Source organism: Campylobacter fetus subsp. fetus (assembly GCF_900475935.1).
Lineage (GTDB): Bacteria > Campylobacterota > Campylobacteria > Campylobacterales > Campylobacteraceae > Campylobacter > Campylobacter fetus.
The window spans coordinates 546,434-562,429 of the sequence record NZ_LS483431.1 but is presented as its reverse complement, the minus strand read 5'-3'; the positions used below and the strand labels follow the sequence as shown (position 1 = coordinate 562,429).

General features: G+C 33.0%; 18 protein-coding genes. 5 read left to right on the top strand and 13 right to left on the bottom strand.

Features of this window, described 5'->3' with window-relative positions; all coding sequences use genetic code 11:
• Positions 1 to 71 precede the first annotated feature (71 nt).
• From DQN38_RS02800 to rpmH, 12 genes are all read right to left on the bottom strand, one after another.
• Positions 72 to 353 carry a metal-sulfur cluster assembly factor gene (locus DQN38_RS02800; RefSeq protein WP_002848937.1) on the bottom strand — a complete coding sequence of 94 codons (282 nt, stop codon included), beginning with the start codon at positions 351 to 353 and terminating at the stop codon, positions 72 to 74.
• A complete protein-coding gene (locus tag DQN38_RS02795) occupies positions 350 to 1,531 on the bottom strand; it encodes a hypothetical protein (protein WP_065844132.1) in 1,182 nt (393 codons plus the stop codon). Before DQN38_RS02795 ends, DQN38_RS02800 begins: the two co-directional genes overlap by 4 nt.
• On the bottom strand, positions 1,524 to 1,868 hold the full coding sequence (locus tag DQN38_RS02790) for a hypothetical protein (RefSeq protein ID WP_002848932.1): 345 nt from the start codon (positions 1,866 to 1,868) through the stop codon (positions 1,524 to 1,526). The genes DQN38_RS02795 and DQN38_RS02790 overlap by 8 nt, the downstream gene beginning before the upstream one ends.
• A 199-nt stretch (positions 1,869 to 2,067) precedes the next feature.
• The gene (purH, locus tag DQN38_RS02785; protein ID WP_065844131.1) at positions 2,068 to 3,600 is read right to left on the bottom strand and encodes a bifunctional phosphoribosylaminoimidazolecarboxamide formyltransferase/IMP cyclohydrolase; all 1,533 of its coding nucleotides are present in this window, start codon (positions 3,598 to 3,600) and stop codon (positions 2,068 to 2,070) included.
• 27 nt (positions 3,601 to 3,627) lie between these two features.
• The gene (locus DQN38_RS02780) at positions 3,628 to 4,368 is read right to left on the bottom strand and encodes a DnaJ domain-containing protein (RefSeq protein WP_002848930.1); all 741 of its coding nucleotides are present in this window, start codon (positions 4,366 to 4,368) and stop codon (positions 3,628 to 3,630) included.
• Positions 4,368 to 6,563 (bottom strand): phosphoribosylformylglycinamidine synthase subunit PurL, encoded by a 2,196-nt coding sequence (gene purL / locus DQN38_RS02775; RefSeq protein ID WP_038453052.1) that lies wholly within the window; start codon positions 6,561 to 6,563, stop codon positions 4,368 to 4,370. Before purL ends, DQN38_RS02780 begins: the two co-directional genes overlap by 1 nt.
• Positions 6,564 to 6,581: 18 nt before the next feature.
• Positions 6,582 to 7,898, bottom strand: coding sequence for a tRNA uridine-5-carboxymethylaminomethyl(34) synthesis GTPase MnmE (mnmE, locus tag DQN38_RS02770; RefSeq protein WP_038453051.1), 1,317 nt, complete (start codon positions 7,896 to 7,898; stop codon positions 6,582 to 6,584).
• Positions 7,895 to 8,848, bottom strand: coding sequence for a Jag N-terminal domain-containing protein (locus tag DQN38_RS02765; RefSeq protein ID WP_011731867.1), 954 nt, complete (start codon positions 8,846 to 8,848; stop codon positions 7,895 to 7,897). Before DQN38_RS02765 ends, mnmE begins: the two co-directional genes overlap by 4 nt.
• On the bottom strand, positions 8,838 to 10,433 hold the full coding sequence (yidC, locus tag DQN38_RS02760) for a membrane protein insertase YidC (RefSeq protein WP_038453047.1): 1,596 nt from the start codon (positions 10,431 to 10,433) through the stop codon (positions 8,838 to 8,840). Before yidC ends, DQN38_RS02765 begins: the two co-directional genes overlap by 11 nt.
• On the bottom strand, positions 10,433 to 10,801 hold the full coding sequence (gene yidD, locus DQN38_RS02755; protein WP_223261879.1) for a membrane protein insertion efficiency factor YidD: 369 nt from the start codon (positions 10,799 to 10,801) through the stop codon (positions 10,433 to 10,435). The genes yidC and yidD overlap by 1 nt, the downstream gene beginning before the upstream one ends.
• Entirely contained in the window at positions 10,768 to 11,094 is a 327-nt protein-coding gene (gene rnpA, locus DQN38_RS02750; RefSeq protein ID WP_029662475.1) for a ribonuclease P protein component, read from the bottom strand. Before rnpA ends, yidD begins: the two co-directional genes overlap by 34 nt.
• A 26-nt stretch (positions 11,095 to 11,120) precedes the next feature.
• Entirely contained in the window at positions 11,121 to 11,255 is a 135-nt protein-coding gene (gene rpmH / locus DQN38_RS02745; protein ID WP_002848923.1) for a 50S ribosomal protein L34, read from the bottom strand.
• A 206-nt stretch (positions 11,256 to 11,461) separates the two neighbouring features.
• On the opposite strand from rpmH, the gene DQN38_RS02740 reads away from it, so the two are divergent.
• The 5 genes from DQN38_RS02740 (at position 11,462) to DQN38_RS02720 (ending at position 15,558) form a co-directional block, all read left to right on the top strand.
• Positions 11,462 to 11,800, top strand: coding sequence for a P-II family nitrogen regulator (locus tag DQN38_RS02740; protein ID WP_065844137.1), 339 nt, complete (start codon positions 11,462 to 11,464; stop codon positions 11,798 to 11,800).
• 9 nt (positions 11,801 to 11,809) lie between these two features.
• Entirely contained in the window at positions 11,810 to 13,093 is a 1,284-nt protein-coding gene (locus DQN38_RS02735) for an ammonium transporter (protein ID WP_002848919.1), read from the top strand.
• A 66-nt stretch (positions 13,094 to 13,159) separates the two neighbouring features.
• Positions 13,160 to 13,633 (top strand): GNAT family N-acetyltransferase, encoded by a 474-nt coding sequence (locus DQN38_RS02730; protein ID WP_002848918.1) that lies wholly within the window; start codon positions 13,160 to 13,162, stop codon positions 13,631 to 13,633.
• A gap of 39 nt (positions 13,634 to 13,672) precedes the next feature.
• Positions 13,673 to 14,314 (top strand): uracil-DNA glycosylase family protein, encoded by a 642-nt coding sequence (locus DQN38_RS02725; protein ID WP_065843766.1) that lies wholly within the window; start codon positions 13,673 to 13,675, stop codon positions 14,312 to 14,314.
• Complete coding sequence (locus tag DQN38_RS02720) at positions 14,311 to 15,558, top strand: hypothetical protein (RefSeq protein ID WP_065843767.1); 1,248 nt, start codon at positions 14,311 to 14,313, stop codon at positions 15,556 to 15,558. Before DQN38_RS02725 ends, DQN38_RS02720 begins: the two co-directional genes overlap by 4 nt.
• Here DQN38_RS02720 and DQN38_RS02715 read toward each other — a convergent pair.
• Entirely contained in the window at positions 15,498 to 15,893 is a 396-nt protein-coding gene (locus DQN38_RS02715) for a YbgC/FadM family acyl-CoA thioesterase (protein WP_002848915.1), read from the bottom strand. The genes DQN38_RS02720 and DQN38_RS02715 overlap by 61 nt on opposite strands.
• Between the last annotated feature and the right edge of the window lie 103 nt (positions 15,894 to 15,996).

The following is a 15,996-nucleotide window of genomic DNA, read 5'->3' as shown; positions in this document are numbered from 1 at the left end:
TGTGTCGTTAATGATACTGATTAAATACTTAATAAATCATAAAATAATACTTAATTTATCGGTATTTTCAATCATCCTAAAATTGCCTTTATTTCATCACTTGCCATATCAATATTCCATGCCGGCTCCCAAACTAGATCTATCACACACTCCTTTACTACTCTTAAAACAGCCTCTTCTACCCAGCTCAAAATCAGCTCATGTAAAGGGCAAGATTTGGTAGACAAACTCATTGTTATAACCGCTTTGTCTCCAGACACCTCAACATCGTAAATAAGCCCCAAAGAGACTATATCAAAGCCAATTTCGGGATCTATTATTTTTTTCAATTCGCCATATATTTTGTCTTTCATAATTTAACTCCGAAATTAATGTATCTTAAAAAATTTATCATATTAACTAGCACTAAAATAACACTAACAAGCATAAAAACCTGTGCTAAATACTCAAATTTAAAAAATATAAAAAATATAGCTAGCATATTAAAAATAAGTCCGAAATAAGCAGTTTTTTTCATAATCATATCTTCTAAATTCGGAATTTTTAGTTTTCCTACAAATTTTGATATATAGTGATACCAGATTAAAAATGGCATAATTTTATATATATGAGCCACGATAAAAGGATATAAAAAACCGAAAAATAGAGTAAAAACAGCTAAATTTAAATTCAAAAAAGAGTATGCAAATATCGAAAAACCAAGCATAAAAAAGCTAAAAATAAGATTCAAATTCCAATAATCATAAGCTCTTCTAACTCTATTTTTCAATATCAAAATCCACTGCAAAATCGCCAATACGGCTGCACTCAAAATAACTTTTAAAGCTCCATCCAGTAAAAACCAAATAAGAAAAAATCCAGATATATAAAGCGTAAAGCTTGCGTAAAATAGCCCGAAATTAACATTATGAGCCAAACTAAACATAGGTAAAAGTACACTAGAAGCCCCAATAACCGTAAAAAATATAAACCCAAAAACAAAATATAAGTGAAACCTAAGTATCGTTATAAAATCAACGTCCAACCAGCCAAACATAATTAGCACTAGAAGCATTCCAAGACAAATACCCATCAAAAACATTATAGCAGATACAAAAAGGCAGAGTTGAGAAAAACTACTTATCTTTAAATTTAAAAAACTCAAAAGATAGCAAATATCAAAATAAAGCAAACTTAAAAATAAAATAATAGAGCCAAGATATATAAGCAAAGTATTTTCAAAAAACATTCCGTTTAAAAACAATATAAGTGCCAAAGTATAAGCAAAAACATTGATATATGCACCTTTTAAAGTAAAAAATGCTCTATTTAGGATAACTGAACTAAGCTGATAAATTGAACCTTTGATAATACTAATAACAAATCCAACTAAAAATATGTGCAAAAAAGTAGCAGTTTGCAAATTCAACAAAACATCAAAATCACTAAATTTATATAAAAAAACCGAAAATATCGCAAATACAATAGAGATCACAAAATAAGCGCCGATTAGTTTAAAAGGCGGCGCAAACGTACTTAAAAGCTTAGCCATGACATTCACATTTTGTATCTAGCAAGGACGATTGAGCACCGTCTTTTAAGCTAAAAATCAGTCTTACGTTTCCATCTTCTAAACTCTCACTTGTATAGTCGAATTTATCTTCTATTTTCGGTATAAGACCTGCTGGAAATTTATGATTTATCATTACGACTTTTATATTTTTATCTTTTATAAAATTTAGAGCGATTACCGCATTTACCATAGGTTCTGGCGGGATGCATCTTGAAGAATCAAATCCTATAAGCTCGGTTTGATTTTCAGTTTTTTTATAAAAATCTAAACTTGCACCGTCTGCTTTTATTTTCTGCCAATTTTCAAAATAATTCATATTGACCCTTTTTAAATTTGATAGTATTATAGTATTATTTTTAGCGATAAACATTGATGGCAATCAATAGAAAAAGTTAAATTTAAGTTATTATAACAATGATATACGGTAATTTCAGATAATATTATAAGTAGAGTTTGCAAATATCAATAAAGATAAAAATGCAAAACTCTAATAAAAATCATTTCAAGCAAAAAATCTAATGCAAAAAGTGTCTGATACCAGTAAAGTACATACTCATACCTGACTCGTCAGCCGCAGCGATAACGTCTTCATCACGTATACTACCGCCTGGTTGAATGACGTTTTTAACGCCTACTTTACTAGCTATCTCTATGCTATCTTTAAACGGGAAAAACGCTTCGCTTGCAAGAGAAGAGCCTCTTAGATCTATACCCATATCATGAGCTTTTGTCACCGCTGCTCTAGCGGCATCCACTCTACTTGTCATACCCATACCTATAGCTAAAAGCATGGCGTCTTTTACATAAACTACGCAGTTTGATTTTGTAAGTGCAGCTATCTTCCAAGCGATCTTTAAGTCGTTTAGCTCACTAACGTCCGCTTGTTTTTTGGTTACTAATTTTGCATTTGCAACTTCATCATCGCTCACGTAATCTTTTTCTTGAAACACGAAACCGCCATCTATGTGTTTAAAATCCCATTTATCGCCTGATTGCACAAGGTATTTGTTATTTTGAGTAAAGATTTTTGTACGTTTTTTATCACTATAAATTTCTAAAACGCCGTCTTCAACGTTTGCAGCGATGATAACTTCTATAAATATCTCTTTAGTCTTAAGCGCAAGCTCTTTTGTGAGAGTTCCATTTATCGCTACTACTCCGCCAAATGCACTAACAGGATCACATTTCAAAGCTTTTTCATAGCTATCTAAAACATCTTTACCTATAGCAAAACCGCAAGGGTTTGCGTGTTTACAGATAGCTACCGCAGGAGTATCTCCAAAACTACTAGCGATAGAAACGGCTGAGTTGATATCTGTCATGTTATTGAAACTTGCTTCGCCTTTTAGCTGAGTAAAATTTAAACTCAAAAAGCTGTCAAACTCGTAAGCAGCACCTTTTTGATGAGGATTTTCGCCGTATCTACATTCAAACACTTTTGCCGCACTTATAAATCTTTTTTCGCCAAAACCACCTTTAAATCTATCGTTCATATAATTTGCTATCATAGAGTCGTAACTAGCGGTGTGCTCGAATGCTTTTATCATCATACCCAGTCTAAACTCATAGCTATCGCTGCTGGTTTTTAGAGCTTCTAAAACCGTGTCGTAGTCATTTACGTCCGTTACTATGATAACATCTTTAAAGTTTTTTGCCGCACTTCTTACCATAGCAGGACCGCCGATATCAATATTTTCGATGATCTCGCCAAAATCATCAGTTCGGATAGTGGTCTCTTTAAACGGATATAAATTTACGCAAACTAAATCTATGGCGCCGATACCAAAATCACCTGCTTGTTTTACATGACTAGCGTCATCTCTTTTATGTAAAATTCCACCGTGAATTTTTGGATGCAAAGTCTTTACGCGACCCTCAAACATCTCAGGACTTTTGGTATAATCACTGACTTCGACCACTTTTAAATTTGCTTCTTTTAATGTTTTATAAGTTCCGCCGGTACTCAAAATCTCAAAACCTAAGCTTTCAAGTCCTTTTGCAAAATGCTCGATCCCGCTTTTATCGCTCACACTGATAAGCGCTCTCATAAATCTCTCCTTTTTTAAATTTAATATCTATTTTCCAAACTTAGCTTTTAAATCCGCGTAAGCTTCATTTATCTCTTGAAGTCTCTTTGTAGCGTTACTAATGACTTTTTCGTCTGCCCCCATTAAGAAATCAGGATGATTTTGTTTAGCAAGTTTTCTATATTGTTTTTTTATCTCATCAAAACTAGCGTCTTTATTGATCTCTAAAACCTCATACGGATCTTTGTTAGTAGTATTTTGGTTACTTTGTTTATTTCTAAACTCGCTTTCAAAACGCTCAAACAGAGTATCTTTTATAAACTTACCGATACCAAATCCGTCACAAACTTCATTTAAGATCTCTTTTTCAGCGCTGTTGAACTCGCCGTCTATGTAAGCTAAATTTAGTAAAAACATAACTATATTTACACAAGCTTGCTCACTAAGCTTAAGCTTGGTCTTATACTCTAAAGCTATGCTAAATGCAGTATTTGAACTATTTTTTTCTATTTCGTAAGTTTCTTTTAATTCATATCTGATACTTGCATTTTTAAGTTTATTGCATATATCATCAAATATTAAAGATATATAATAAGCCTCTTCTTTAGATACAACTCCATCGCTTTTTGCAACTTTTGCTATAAGTCTTACGAAAAACTTAGCATCTAAAATATCAAAAGATCTATTATCAAAATTTCCGCCGAAATTTACGGTGGGTTTTTTTATATAACTCTTACTAAGAATATAAAAAATAGCAACAACAATCGCAATTATAATGAAAATATGCATCAATCTTCGCTTTTAATTATTTTAGAGAACTCATTAAAATATATATTTTTTAGTTCATTTAAATTTATTTTAATATCATTTAGTCTAAATATTTCTCCTGTGCTTAAGCCGATTTTTTCAAATTTGACAGAGTGTTTATCTGCTAATTCTTTAAATTTACTCTCATCTTTTACTCCAACAACGGCGCGTGAAAAACTTTCATCAAAAATCCATTTTGAATCATCAAATTTACATTCGCCATCAAAACCTAAATTTGAAACGGCGCTCATTTTGGCCAAAGTCATAGCAACTCCACCTACTCCTACGGAATTCGCAAACTCTAAAATACCTATTTTATTTGCCTCTATAACAAGGTCCCAAAGAGCTCTCTCTTTTTTATAGTCGATCTCCTTCAACTCGCCTTTGCAAACTCCATATAAGGCATTCACATATAAACTTCCGCCAAACTCTCCGCTAGTATCGCCTAGCAAATATACGGCTGTACCTGAGTTTTTAAAAATACTATTTAGGCTCTTGTCTGCGTTCTCATTTACTCCAACAGTTACTATAGCGGGCGTCGGTTGAACGCTTACTCCATCTGTTTCATTATATAAACTAACATTTCCGCTAACTACCGGGGTTTGCAAAGCGGCGCACGCTTCTTTTATACCCTCACAGCCATTTGCAAACTGCCACATAACTTCTGGATTTTGCGGATTTCCGTAGTTCAAACAATCAGTTATAGCTAGCGGAGTTGCGCCACTCATAGCAACTTTTCTGCCGCTTGCCGCGACTGCTGCTGCTGCACCGATTTTTGGATTTACGTAATTATGTCTAGTGTTGCACTCCATACCCATACTAATGGCTCTGCCGTTTTCTTTTATTCTTATAATAGCAGCACCTAGATTTCCCGGTTTTTTAATCGTATTTGTGCCGATATTTGCATCATATTGATCATAAATCAATGATTTATTGCTTATATTTGGATCTTTTAATAGCTTCAAAAATGCATCTTGATTTTTAAATTTAGGATAATTTTCTAAATTTAAATCCTTTATCTCGCCTAGATAAGCAGGTCTTTTGACGGCTCTATCAAGCACAGGCGCAGCCTCGCTAAGCGGATCTATAGGAATACTTCCTACTAACTCATCATGCCAGAATAACTCCATAATACCAGTATCTGTTACCTCACCTATGATTTCAGCCGAGAGATCCCATTTTGCAAATATCTCTTTTATCTTATCTTCGCAACCTTTTTTAGCGCAAATAAGCATTCTTTCTTGAGATTCACTAAGCATAAGATCATATGGAGTCATACCATCTTCTCTCATAGGAACTTTATCGAGATACATTTTCATACCACTGCTACTGTGTCCTGCCATCTCAAAACTGCTAGAAGTAAGCCCTGCTGCACCCATATCTTGAATACCTACTATATAATCTTGTTTAAATAACTCCAAACAAGCTTCCATGAGCAGCTTCTCAGCAAACGGATCGCCTACTTGAACAGTTGGACGTAAGCTTTTATTTTCTTCATTAAAACTATCGCTTGCCATAACTGCGCCGCCTAGACCATCACGACCTGTTTTTGAACCTACATAAATTACTGGATTTCCAACGCCTTCTGCTTTAGCGTAAAATATCTCATTTTTTTTACAAATTCCAAGGGCAAAAGCATTAACCAAAATATTTCCATTAAAACTAGGATCAAACGTGGTTTCGCCTCCTACAGTAGGAACTCCCATACAATTTCCATAGTGACCGATACCGCCTACAACGCCTTTTACAAGATATCTTTGGTGTCTATTTAAAGGATCCTCTCCTCTTATCTCACCAAATCTAAGAGAGTTTAAACTAGCCTCGACTCTAGCTCCCATAGTAAATATATCTCTGAAAATACCGCCGACTCCAGTCGCTGCTCCTTGAAAAGGCTCTATAAAGCTTGGATGATTGTGGCTTTCCATCTTAAATACGGCAGCCACGCCATCTCCGCAGTCAATAACTCCGGCATTTTCACCCGGTCCTTGTATAACCCAAGGAGCTTTAGTCGGAAAACCGTTTAGGTATTTTTTACTTGATTTATAGCTACAATGCTCGCTCCACATAGCTGAAAATATCCCAAGTTCAAGCAAATTTGGCTCACGGCCAAGAATTTCTAATATCTTTGCATACTCGCTATCACTTATTTTATGAGCTTTAACTATTTTTTTGTCCATTTTTCACCTCTAAAAAGATTATTTTCCTAAGCAAAAACTGCTAAACATCTTGTCTAATAATTCACTATTTTCCATAGGTTTTGTTATACTTCCTATATGTTTTAAAGCGATATTTAATTCATAAGCAAATAACTCTAACTCACTTTCATTTAACAATTCAAGTGCATTTTTAATCGCCTCGCTAGCTAACCTTGAAGCTTCTATTTGTCGATTTGAGCTTAGCATTATATCGTTTGTATCTTGTGAGTTTAAGTAAGACTCAAGCTCTTTACTAAGCGGAGTAGAGTCTAGCTTAGCAGATACTAAAACAGCATTTAAGCTTATATCAAATTTAAATTCCAAATCGGATTTGTTTAATACATAAATAGTTTTTTTATTTAAATTTGATATAAATTCCAAAATTTGCCTATCTTCTAAACTAGCTTTTTGTGAGCTATCAAATACACAAAATATAATATCGGCTTCTCTTGCGGCTCTTTTTGAATACTCTATTCCGGCGGCTTCTATACTACTATCAAACTCATCTCTAATACCCGCAGTATCGATGATACGAACCAAATGAGATCCAAATTTTATCTGCTCTTCTATAGTATCTCTAGTAGTACCGGCAGTCTCGCTAGTGATAGCTCTTTCATAGTGTAAAAGTGAATTTAAAATAGAACTCTTACCGACATTTGGCCTACCAATTATAGCTACTTTATATCCATCGATAAGACCTTTTTTTGAATTTGAAATATTTATAATATGCTCTAGTTTTTTGTAGGAATTTAAAAGTAGATCTTTTGAACTATGTAGAATGTCGCTAGGCAGATCATCATCAGCGTAATCTATGCAGGTTTCAGTATAAGCAAGTATTTTTATAAGCTCATCTCTTAATGAATTTACAAAAACGCTAAGCTCTCCATTCATTGTTCTAGCTAAAATCTTAGCCGCGCCCTCGCTTCTAGCATTTATGAGGCTTTGTATGCTTTCGGCTTTAACTAGATCCATTTTGCCGTTTAAAAAAGCTCTTTTACTAAACTCTCCGGGATTTGCCACTCTAGCTCCGAGCCTTAAAAGTTCATCTATAATTAAATTTGCTACAACAACGCCGCCGTGAGTTTGAAACTCCACAACATCCTCACCCGTAAAACTAAATGGAGCTTTATAATAAATAACTATGGCTTCATCCAAAAAAACCATATTTTCACAATACAATTTTCTTAGATGAGCATAGCGCGGAATAAGAGGTTTTTTACATAAATTTATCGCCAGATCATAAGCACCATCTCCGCTTAATCTTACTATCGAAATACTTCCAACGCCATAAGCGCTAGCAAGTGCGACTATATTCATTTTTTGTAAAAGTCATTTACGACTACATAGCGACCTTCATCGCCGCTTTTTATACCGACATATTTATTAGGAAATCTCTGTCTTAGCTGCTCAAGTGCTATCTTAACTAAAACTCCATCAAGAGGTTTTGTTTGAGCCCTTCCTGTAGTCTCTACTCTATCGATAACTCCTGATAAATATGCAGCTATCCCACTCTCTTGATTTTTTAAAAACTCGGCTATTTCTAAGCGAATTCCAAGATTGTATTTTGAGTTTATCCAGTTGAAAAGAAGGTATGATATAGCTTTATAACGATATCCCTCTTTGCCGATTAAAAGTGCAGCGTCAGCTCCATCTAGCTTAATAAAAAGTGTTTCATTATCAAATTCACTTACATCTGAAATTTCTATCTCAAAGCAGCTTGCTTTAAATAATTTTTCTAATCCGGATCTTATCTCGTCTATGCAGTCGTTTGGCTTTAGTTTTAACCTAGTAGGCGAATTTTTAGCATCATCGCTCTTATGAAAAGTATCAAAAATAGAGTGATCTATCTCTAGTCGTTTGGTTTTTGGTTCATGCAAGATCTCTTTAACCTCTTTATGAATTTCAAGAGGCTCTTTTTTATCTTCTAAATTTGATATATTTACAGGTTTTGTAGGTTTTTCTACTTTTTGTTTATCATTTTTTTCAAATTTATCGTTTTGGTATTTTGTAGAACGTTTTTTTCTATCTTTTTTATACTCAAAAGAGTCATTCTTAGACTCTTTAAAACTATTTTTAGAATCATGGTGTTTTCTTAGAGAGGAGCAATTAGCTTCTATAATGGCATCTTTTTTAAATAACCCAAAAAGACCTCTACTTGGATTTTGGATTATTTTTATATCTGTTAGATCAGTAACTGAACAATGGAGCTCTTCTGCAGCTTTTAGATAGGCGGATTGCAGATCTTTTGCCTCTATTTTAACGCTCATGATTTTTCTCCATAATAGCTTGCTCTTTCTGTTTTTTAAATATTTTATTTACCACAAGTTGCTGAGCAACCGAACAAAGATTATTTATAAACCAGTAAAGCGTAAGACCTGCAGGGAAAGTTACAAAGAAAAATGTAAATATCAAAGGTAAAAACTTCATGATTTTTTCTTGCATAGGGTCTGTAAAGTTTGCGGGAGTAATTTTTTGCTGAATAAACATAGTAGCACCCATCAAAACAGGAAGTATAAAATACGGATCCATAATCGCAAGATCTTTTATCCAAAATATCCAAGGAGCGCCTTTTAATTCAATAGCGTTTAATAATACTCTATAAATCGCAAAAAATATCGGAATTTGAATAAGTATCGGCAAACATCCCCCCATAGGATTTGCGCCGTTTTTCTTGTAAAGCTCCATTACATGAGCATTTAGCTTACTAGGATCGCCTTTGTATTTTGCTTGAATCTCTTTCATTTTTGGTGCTAGATCTTTTAATTTATTCATAGACACCATACCTTTATAGGTTAGAGGAAACAACACAATTCTTATCACGATAGTAAGAGCGACTATGGCAAAACCCCAATTCCCTATATAATTATGCAGCCAACTAAGTAGTAAAAACATTGGTTTTGCTATAAATGTAAACCATCCATATTCTATAACATCAACCAAATTTGGATCAATAGATTTTAAAATTTTATGATCTTTTGGACCTATATAACCTTTAGTGCTAAAACTACCCGAACTCTTTACGAATGATAGCGTATTTTCAGCACTATCGTTTTGTATATAAACATCTAGTGTTTTATCTACTTCATAAAATAATGTCGTATAGTATCTATCGCTATTAGCTAAGATATCTACGCCCGTAAATCTCTCGTCGCCTTTTGCTTTTTTATCTTCTATTATCTCAAGACTGCCGTCGCTTTTTCTCATTAATGTTCCATGAACGGTATATCCATCTACAACAACATTTGGTCTAAATCCAGGGGTGATAAAATAATCTTCGTTTTTACTAAGTTCTACTTTAAGATCATAAGCTCCGTCTGGATAAAAAGTAATCGTTTTAGTCAAAGTAACGCCGTTTAAAGCTTGAGTCAAAACCACATTGGCCGGAGACTTGGTAACATCTATAGTTTCTGCACTGCTAGTATAAGCTACTTTAAAAGCTTCTTCATTTAAATCTTTATTTGAAAATCTAATTTCTAGTGGAAGCGGAGAGTGATTTAAACTCACAAGAGAGATCTGTTTGTCGTTTTCATCTTTAAATTTGGACTCATTTAGTACAAAACTACTAATTCGTCCTAGTTCATCTATAGTTGCATTATATGTTTTTCCCGAAATTTGAACTATATTTTTACTAGCATTAGAAGTAACAGGAGCTGCGCTATCTGAAGCATTTATGCTATCTTGTGAAGCTGGAGCGCTATTTGCCGATGAACTATTTTGTTCTGCATAAGAAGCAGTTTGATTTATATCGACAGTTCTTTTAGGAATAAAAAAATAATCATAAGTTATAAAAAATAGTATGGAAATAACCGTAGCTATAAGAAGTCTTTTTTGGGTTGAAAGTTTATCTAACACTATGTTTCCTTTAATGAATCAAATACTTTTATCAAATAAAACCCACCTTTTCTATGAGGAACAAACCAAAAATTCATTTTACACGGTTTGTTTTTTGAAAAGATAGTATAAGGCGTAAATTTTCTTTTTACTAATGGATAATCTATGCCACCACGAAATAGTTGATTACACCTTAAAATCCTTAAAAAAATAGCAACTATAGAGTAAAAAAATCCATTATATCTTAGTTGCCATAAGGCATATTCTGAACAAGTTGGATAGTAGCGGCAGGATTTTGGCAGGATTGGCGAAATGTACTTTTTATAAAAAACAATAAAATTCCAAAAAATTACTTTCATTTTATGGAATCCACCTTTTTCAAAGCCCATTTAAGATTTTTTTCTACTTTATCAAATGGCATTTTTTCTAGTCCCGCCTTTGCTATTAAAATATAAATACCATCTTTAAGCTCGCTACTAAAGTTAAAAAAAGCAGACCTTAAAACTCTTTTTATTCTATTTCTTACGACTGCCTTTCCAACCTTTTTACTGGCGACTGCTGCAAATTTAGTAGTATCAGACTCTAAAAAATAGATAACTGCGCATTCAAAGTGCCACTTTTTAGCACCTTGATAAACACGTATAAACTCTTTGCTATCGCTAATAGAGCTGAACCTATCTATAATCAAGTTTGCCTATCTATAAATAACTATGCAGCTAGTCTTTTTCTGCCTTTGGCACGCCTAGCATTTATCACTTTTCTACCATTTTTGGTCTTCATTCTTCCACGAAAACCATGAGTTCTCTTTTTAGGAGTTTTATGTGGTTGATAAGTTCTTTTCATAACTTTCCTTTTGTCATAAATTAAGTCTTGGATTTTATCAAATAATTACTTAAAAAACCTTTTAAGTTTTGTTTGCTTTTAAATTTAGATCTCTTTTAATCACTTTAAAAGTTAATTTTAAATTATCTACTAATTTTTTATTATTTAAGTTTTATTTTATAATATTTTTTATACAATTTTAAAAATTTAATTTGAAAGGCAGAAAGATGAAGTTAGTTACAGCTATTATAAGACCTCATAAACTTGAGGACGTTAGAAGCGAACTTGATAAAATAGGAGTCTGCGGTATAACTATAACAGAGATAAAAGGTTATGGAAAACAAAAAGGACACGTAGAAAACTACCGAGGAACAGAGTATCTGATAAATTATATACCAAAACTAAAAGTGGAAATAGCCGCCAACGATCATGAAGTTAAAAATATAGTAAATGCAATTATATCGGCGGCAAAAACAGGCGTAACCGGAGACGGAAAAATATTTGTATCAAATTTAGATGAAGTTATAAGAATACGTACAAATGAGCGCGGCGAAGATGCTATATAGGAAAATAAAATGAAAAACTACTTATTTTTAATATCATTTACAGCTCCGCTTTTTAGTAGCGATTGGGTAGTTTCGTTTGATAAAATAGATAGCGGAAATACCGCATGGCTACTTATAAGCACGTCTTTGGTACTTTTTATGACAATACCTGGTATAGCACTCTTTTACGCGGGTATGGTAAGAAAGAAAAATATACTAGCAACAATGATGCAAAGCTTCACGACAGTAGCGATGGTAAGCGTACTTTGGATGATTATAGGTTATTCTATAGCATTTACGAATGGAAATCCTTTTATAGGAGGATTTGACCGTTTATTTTTAAATGGAGTAAGTGTAGTCTCAAGCGAGCAAACTCTCACAGTTCATCCAAACGCCAGTAGCATTCCAGAGTCTGTTTTTATCGTATTTCAAATGACTTTTGCTATTATATCTTGTGCTATAATTACGGGATCTTTCGCAGAGAGAGTTAAATTTAGCTCTCTTATGATATTTATAGCTATTTGGGTTTTAGTTGTTTATGCACCGACAGCTCACTGGGTGTGGGAAAGCAACGGTTGGCTTGCACATCACGGCGTACTGGACTATGCAGGAGGAACCGTTGTACATATAAATGCAGGGGTCGCAGGACTTGTCGGAGCTATTATATTAAAACCGCGCCTTGGATATAAAAAAGAAGTTATGCCTCCGCATAATCTAGTTTTAACGCTGATTGGCGTCGCGATGCTTTGGTTTGGCTGGTTTGGATTTAACGCAGGAAGCGCTCTAGCAGCAGACGCAAGAGCCGCAATGGCGATGCTTGTAACTCAAGTTGCAACCGCAATCGGAGCGATAACTTGGCTATTTTTTGAAATGATTCATAAAAATAAACCCTCAGCTCTTGGATTTGCTAGCGGAGCTGTGTGCGGACTAGTTGGCATAACTCCTGCAGCAGGATACGTAAATGCAAGCGGCGCTTTGGCTATAGGTATTATATCTTCGGGGGTTTGCTATTACGTCATAACAGTAATAAAAAGAAAATTTAACTATGATGATAGCTTAGATGCTTTTGGTATACACGGTATTGGAGGAATCATAGGAGCGATTTTAACTGCGGTATTTTGTGATGAAAGCATAAGCGCAGCTACGTCTAGTATAAAAATTCAAATAATAGGAGTAGCGATAACGGTAGTTTATAGTGGTATAGCGAGCTATATAATATTAAAAATTATAGACAAAACAATCGGCTTAAGAGTATCAAAAGATGAAGAAAGAGAGGGACTTGATATAGCAAGTCACGGTGAGAGACTCGGGTAAATTTTACTTACATTAATTAATATAATGATATAATTGTAGCCTTAAATTTAAACAAAAGGCTACAAAATGTTTCGTATCAGAGAAGCTGTAAAAGATGATTTGGATGATATTTTATCGCTCATAAAAGAGCTTGCACAGTATGAAAATATGGGCGATCAAGTCAATTGCACAAAAGATATATTCTATGAGTCGTTATTTATAAAAAAGTACGCAAACGCATTAGTCTGTGAAGCAGATAACAAGATAATAGGCTACGCTATTTATTTCTACTCTTTTTCAACATTTCTTGGGAAAGGCGGTATATATCTTGAAGATTTATATGTTAAAAAAGATTTTAGAAACAAAGGTATAGGTAAAGAATTTTTAAAATTTTTAGCAAAAAAATGTATAGATAACTCTCTTGGAAGGCTTGAATGGGAGTGCCTTGACTGGAATGAACCAAGCCTTGCATTTTATAAAAAAATAGGTGCAAAAACTCTTGATGAGTGGATAAGTCTAAGAGTAGATGGAGATGCTCTTAAAAATTTAGCAAAACTATAAATTTATATGAATTTAAAAACCTTTTAGATAGTATATTAAATGAGCAATAATAATATTTTATACCAACTATATTTTTATAAGGCAATTGGATATAAATTTATAAATAGAGCTGAAATTTCAGAGATTTTAACTCATAAAAATAATTTTTCAAATTTAAAAAGATTAGAAGAGCAGATAAAAAATTGCAATCTTTGCGAACTATGCAAAAGTAGAAATAAAGCTGTTTTAGGGGGTAAAGAAGCATCTTCTAATGTTATGTTGGTAGAGAATTTTCCTAGTTTTGATGAAGATAAAAACGGATCTGCTGCTTTTAATGATGAGTTAAAAGAGTGCTTAAATCTTGCTCAAATCGATATCCAAAAGCTATATTTTACTCATATGCTAAAATGCAGACCAAAAGATGACATGATCCTAAAAGATACGTGGTATGATCAGTGTTATTCTTACTTTGAGCAAGAATTTGATATAGTAAAACCAAAACTTATCATTAGTTTTGGTAAAGATGTTTTTTTTAGGATTACAAAAGATAGAAATTGCGCTTTTGAGAGTGTGCGAGGCGGTATTTTTAAATTTAAAGATAGTCTTATCATGCCGACTTATTCGGCTTTTTGGATCATTAAAAATCCTAGCCATAAACAGAAATTTATAGATGATTTAAAAAAAATTAAAGGATATTTATGAAAAAATTTATCACTATATTGGCTTGCGTAAGCATCTTATTTTCAAAAACTCAGATTATATCCGAAATACCTCCGGCTCAAATATTTTATATAAACTTAGAACCTCAAATTTGCAACACAAAATGTTTGCAAGATCTTATAAAAAACGAACTATATATAAGCTTTTTAGCAAGATACAATGAACAATATTCGACTAATGATTTGAGAAGTTTTTTTGATACTCTAAACGCTGAAAACGAGATATCTATGCAGCAAAATAGACGTATGGGAACAGAAGCAGACGTCAATATAGCCGTTTTAATACCGCAAAAAGTGATCAAAAGCTACTCTTTGATAGTTACAAACGCTATATTTTCTTACGTATTAAAAAGAGGTATAAATGCAAATATAAAATTTTTCTTAACAGATGACGAATCTGCTATAAAGTTATCAAACGGTATTTTAAATTTAAAAAAACAAGGATTTAAATATGTCATCGCTCCGCTGACAAATAATGGAATATCAACCATTTCAAAACCGCAATACTCTGATTTAGTATTTTATATACCTACTTTAAATACAAACTCGACTAGCATTAAAGCTGAAAATATATTTTTCGGCGGTATAGACTACAAAGATCAGATAGATAAACTACTTGAGTATTCAAACGCAAAGGTGGCTGTATTTTTTGACGGTAGCAGACTCGGAAATACTCTAAACAATTACATACTAAGCGTCAATCAAAATGCTTATATAAAAGAGATTAGCGGCAATAAATTAAATTTAAATCCGATTTTACAAAACAACTCTAGGCTGAAAAACGCATCTATTTTTCTAAATACTCCACTCATTAAAACAGCTCTTTTAAGCTCACAATTTCGTGTTTTTAACTTAGATCCGTATGCTATTTTATCAACACAGATAAATTACAACAACGCACTTCTTAGTTTGACTCAACCTCTTGATAGAAAAAATATGTATATAGCCAACTCGATATCTACTTTAGACGATGAAATAACTACTATAAATGAAATTTTAGGACAAAATATTACTTATGACTGGGTAGCCTACTCTACGATATTTGGTTTTGATTTTTTATATACTAATTTTATAAATACAGATGCGAATCCTCTTTTAAACGAACAAGTCATAGAAAATCAAGTTATTTATAATACGAAAATTATGAAAACAACTCAATTTGGATTTTATAGTTTAGATGAAAACAACGAAACCAGCTCAGGCTCGAGCCTGCCAAGTTTGCCATAGAGCATAAATCCAACCGTGATTTTTGCCGTAAAAAGCAGTTCGGGATCTTTTAATACTTGATTTATGCTTTCTGTTCTATATATATTTTGATTTAAACTTAAACTTGCCTTGCCTATGCTTTCAAGGCAAGTTTTGACTTCTAAAATATCACCCAAAACAGCCGGTTTTATGTAATTTGCAAGTAATTTTGTAACTACGAAATGTCTATCTTTGCTAAATTTGATACCGGCTTTAAAAACTATCTCGCTTCTAGCTCTTTCACAGAATTTTATATAGTTTGAATGATAAACTATACCGCCAGCATCGGTATCTTCATAATAAATTCTAATTCGCATAAGATTCCTTTTAAAATTTAAAAATTATACAAATTAGCAGCTTTAATAAAGCTTTTTATATTAAATTATATAAGCCTATGACGATTTACAATAAAAGGATAAA

Bases quoted from the DNA above. Each gene is read 5' to 3' on its own strand.
- DQN38_RS02735 (WP_002848919.1), top strand. From the start codon at position 11,810: ATGAAAAACTACTTATTTTTAATATCATTTACAGCTCCGCTTTTTAGT.
- DQN38_RS02730 (WP_002848918.1), top strand. From the start codon at position 13,160: ATGTTTCGTATCAGAGAAGCTGTAAAAGATGATTTGGATGATATTTTA.
- purL (WP_038453052.1), bottom strand. From the start codon at position 6,563: ATGGACAAAAAAATAGTTAAAGCTCATAAAATAAGTGATAGCGAGTAT.
- DQN38_RS02780 (WP_002848930.1), bottom strand. From the start codon at position 4,368: ATGCATATTTTCATTATAATTGCGATTGTTGTTGCTATTTTTTATATT.
- DQN38_RS02715 (WP_002848915.1), bottom strand. From the start codon at position 15,893: ATGCGAATTAGAATTTATTATGAAGATACCGATGCTGGCGGTATAGTT.
- DQN38_RS02720 (WP_065843767.1), top strand. From the start codon at position 14,311: ATGAAAAAATTTATCACTATATTGGCTTGCGTAAGCATCTTATTTTCA.
- DQN38_RS02800 (WP_002848937.1), bottom strand. From the start codon at position 353: ATGAAAGACAAAATATATGGCGAATTGAAAAAAATAATAGATCCCGAA.
- DQN38_RS02725 (WP_065843766.1), top strand. From the start codon at position 13,673: ATGAGCAATAATAATATTTTATACCAACTATATTTTTATAAGGCAATT.
- yidD (WP_223261879.1), bottom strand. From the start codon at position 10,801: ATGGGCTTTGAAAAAGGTGGATTCCATAAAATGAAAGTAATTTTTTGG.
- DQN38_RS02790 (WP_002848932.1), bottom strand. From the start codon at position 1,868: ATGAATTATTTTGAAAATTGGCAGAAAATAAAAGCAGACGGTGCAAGT.
- mnmE (WP_038453051.1), bottom strand. From the start codon at position 7,898: ATGAATATAGTCGCACTTGCTAGCGCTTATGGCGTTGGAAGTATTTCG.
- DQN38_RS02765 (WP_011731867.1), bottom strand. From the start codon at position 8,848: ATGAGCGTTAAAATAGAGGCAAAAGATCTGCAATCCGCCTATCTAAAA.
- purH (WP_065844131.1), bottom strand. From the start codon at position 3,600: ATGAGAGCGCTTATCAGTGTGAGCGATAAAAGCGGGATCGAGCATTTT.
- DQN38_RS02740 (WP_065844137.1), top strand. From the start codon at position 11,462: ATGAAGTTAGTTACAGCTATTATAAGACCTCATAAACTTGAGGACGTT.
- DQN38_RS02795 (WP_065844132.1), bottom strand. From the start codon at position 1,531: ATGGCTAAGCTTTTAAGTACGTTTGCGCCGCCTTTTAAACTAATCGGC.
- rpmH (WP_002848923.1), bottom strand. From the start codon at position 11,255: ATGAAAAGAACTTATCAACCACATAAAACTCCTAAAAAGAGAACTCAT.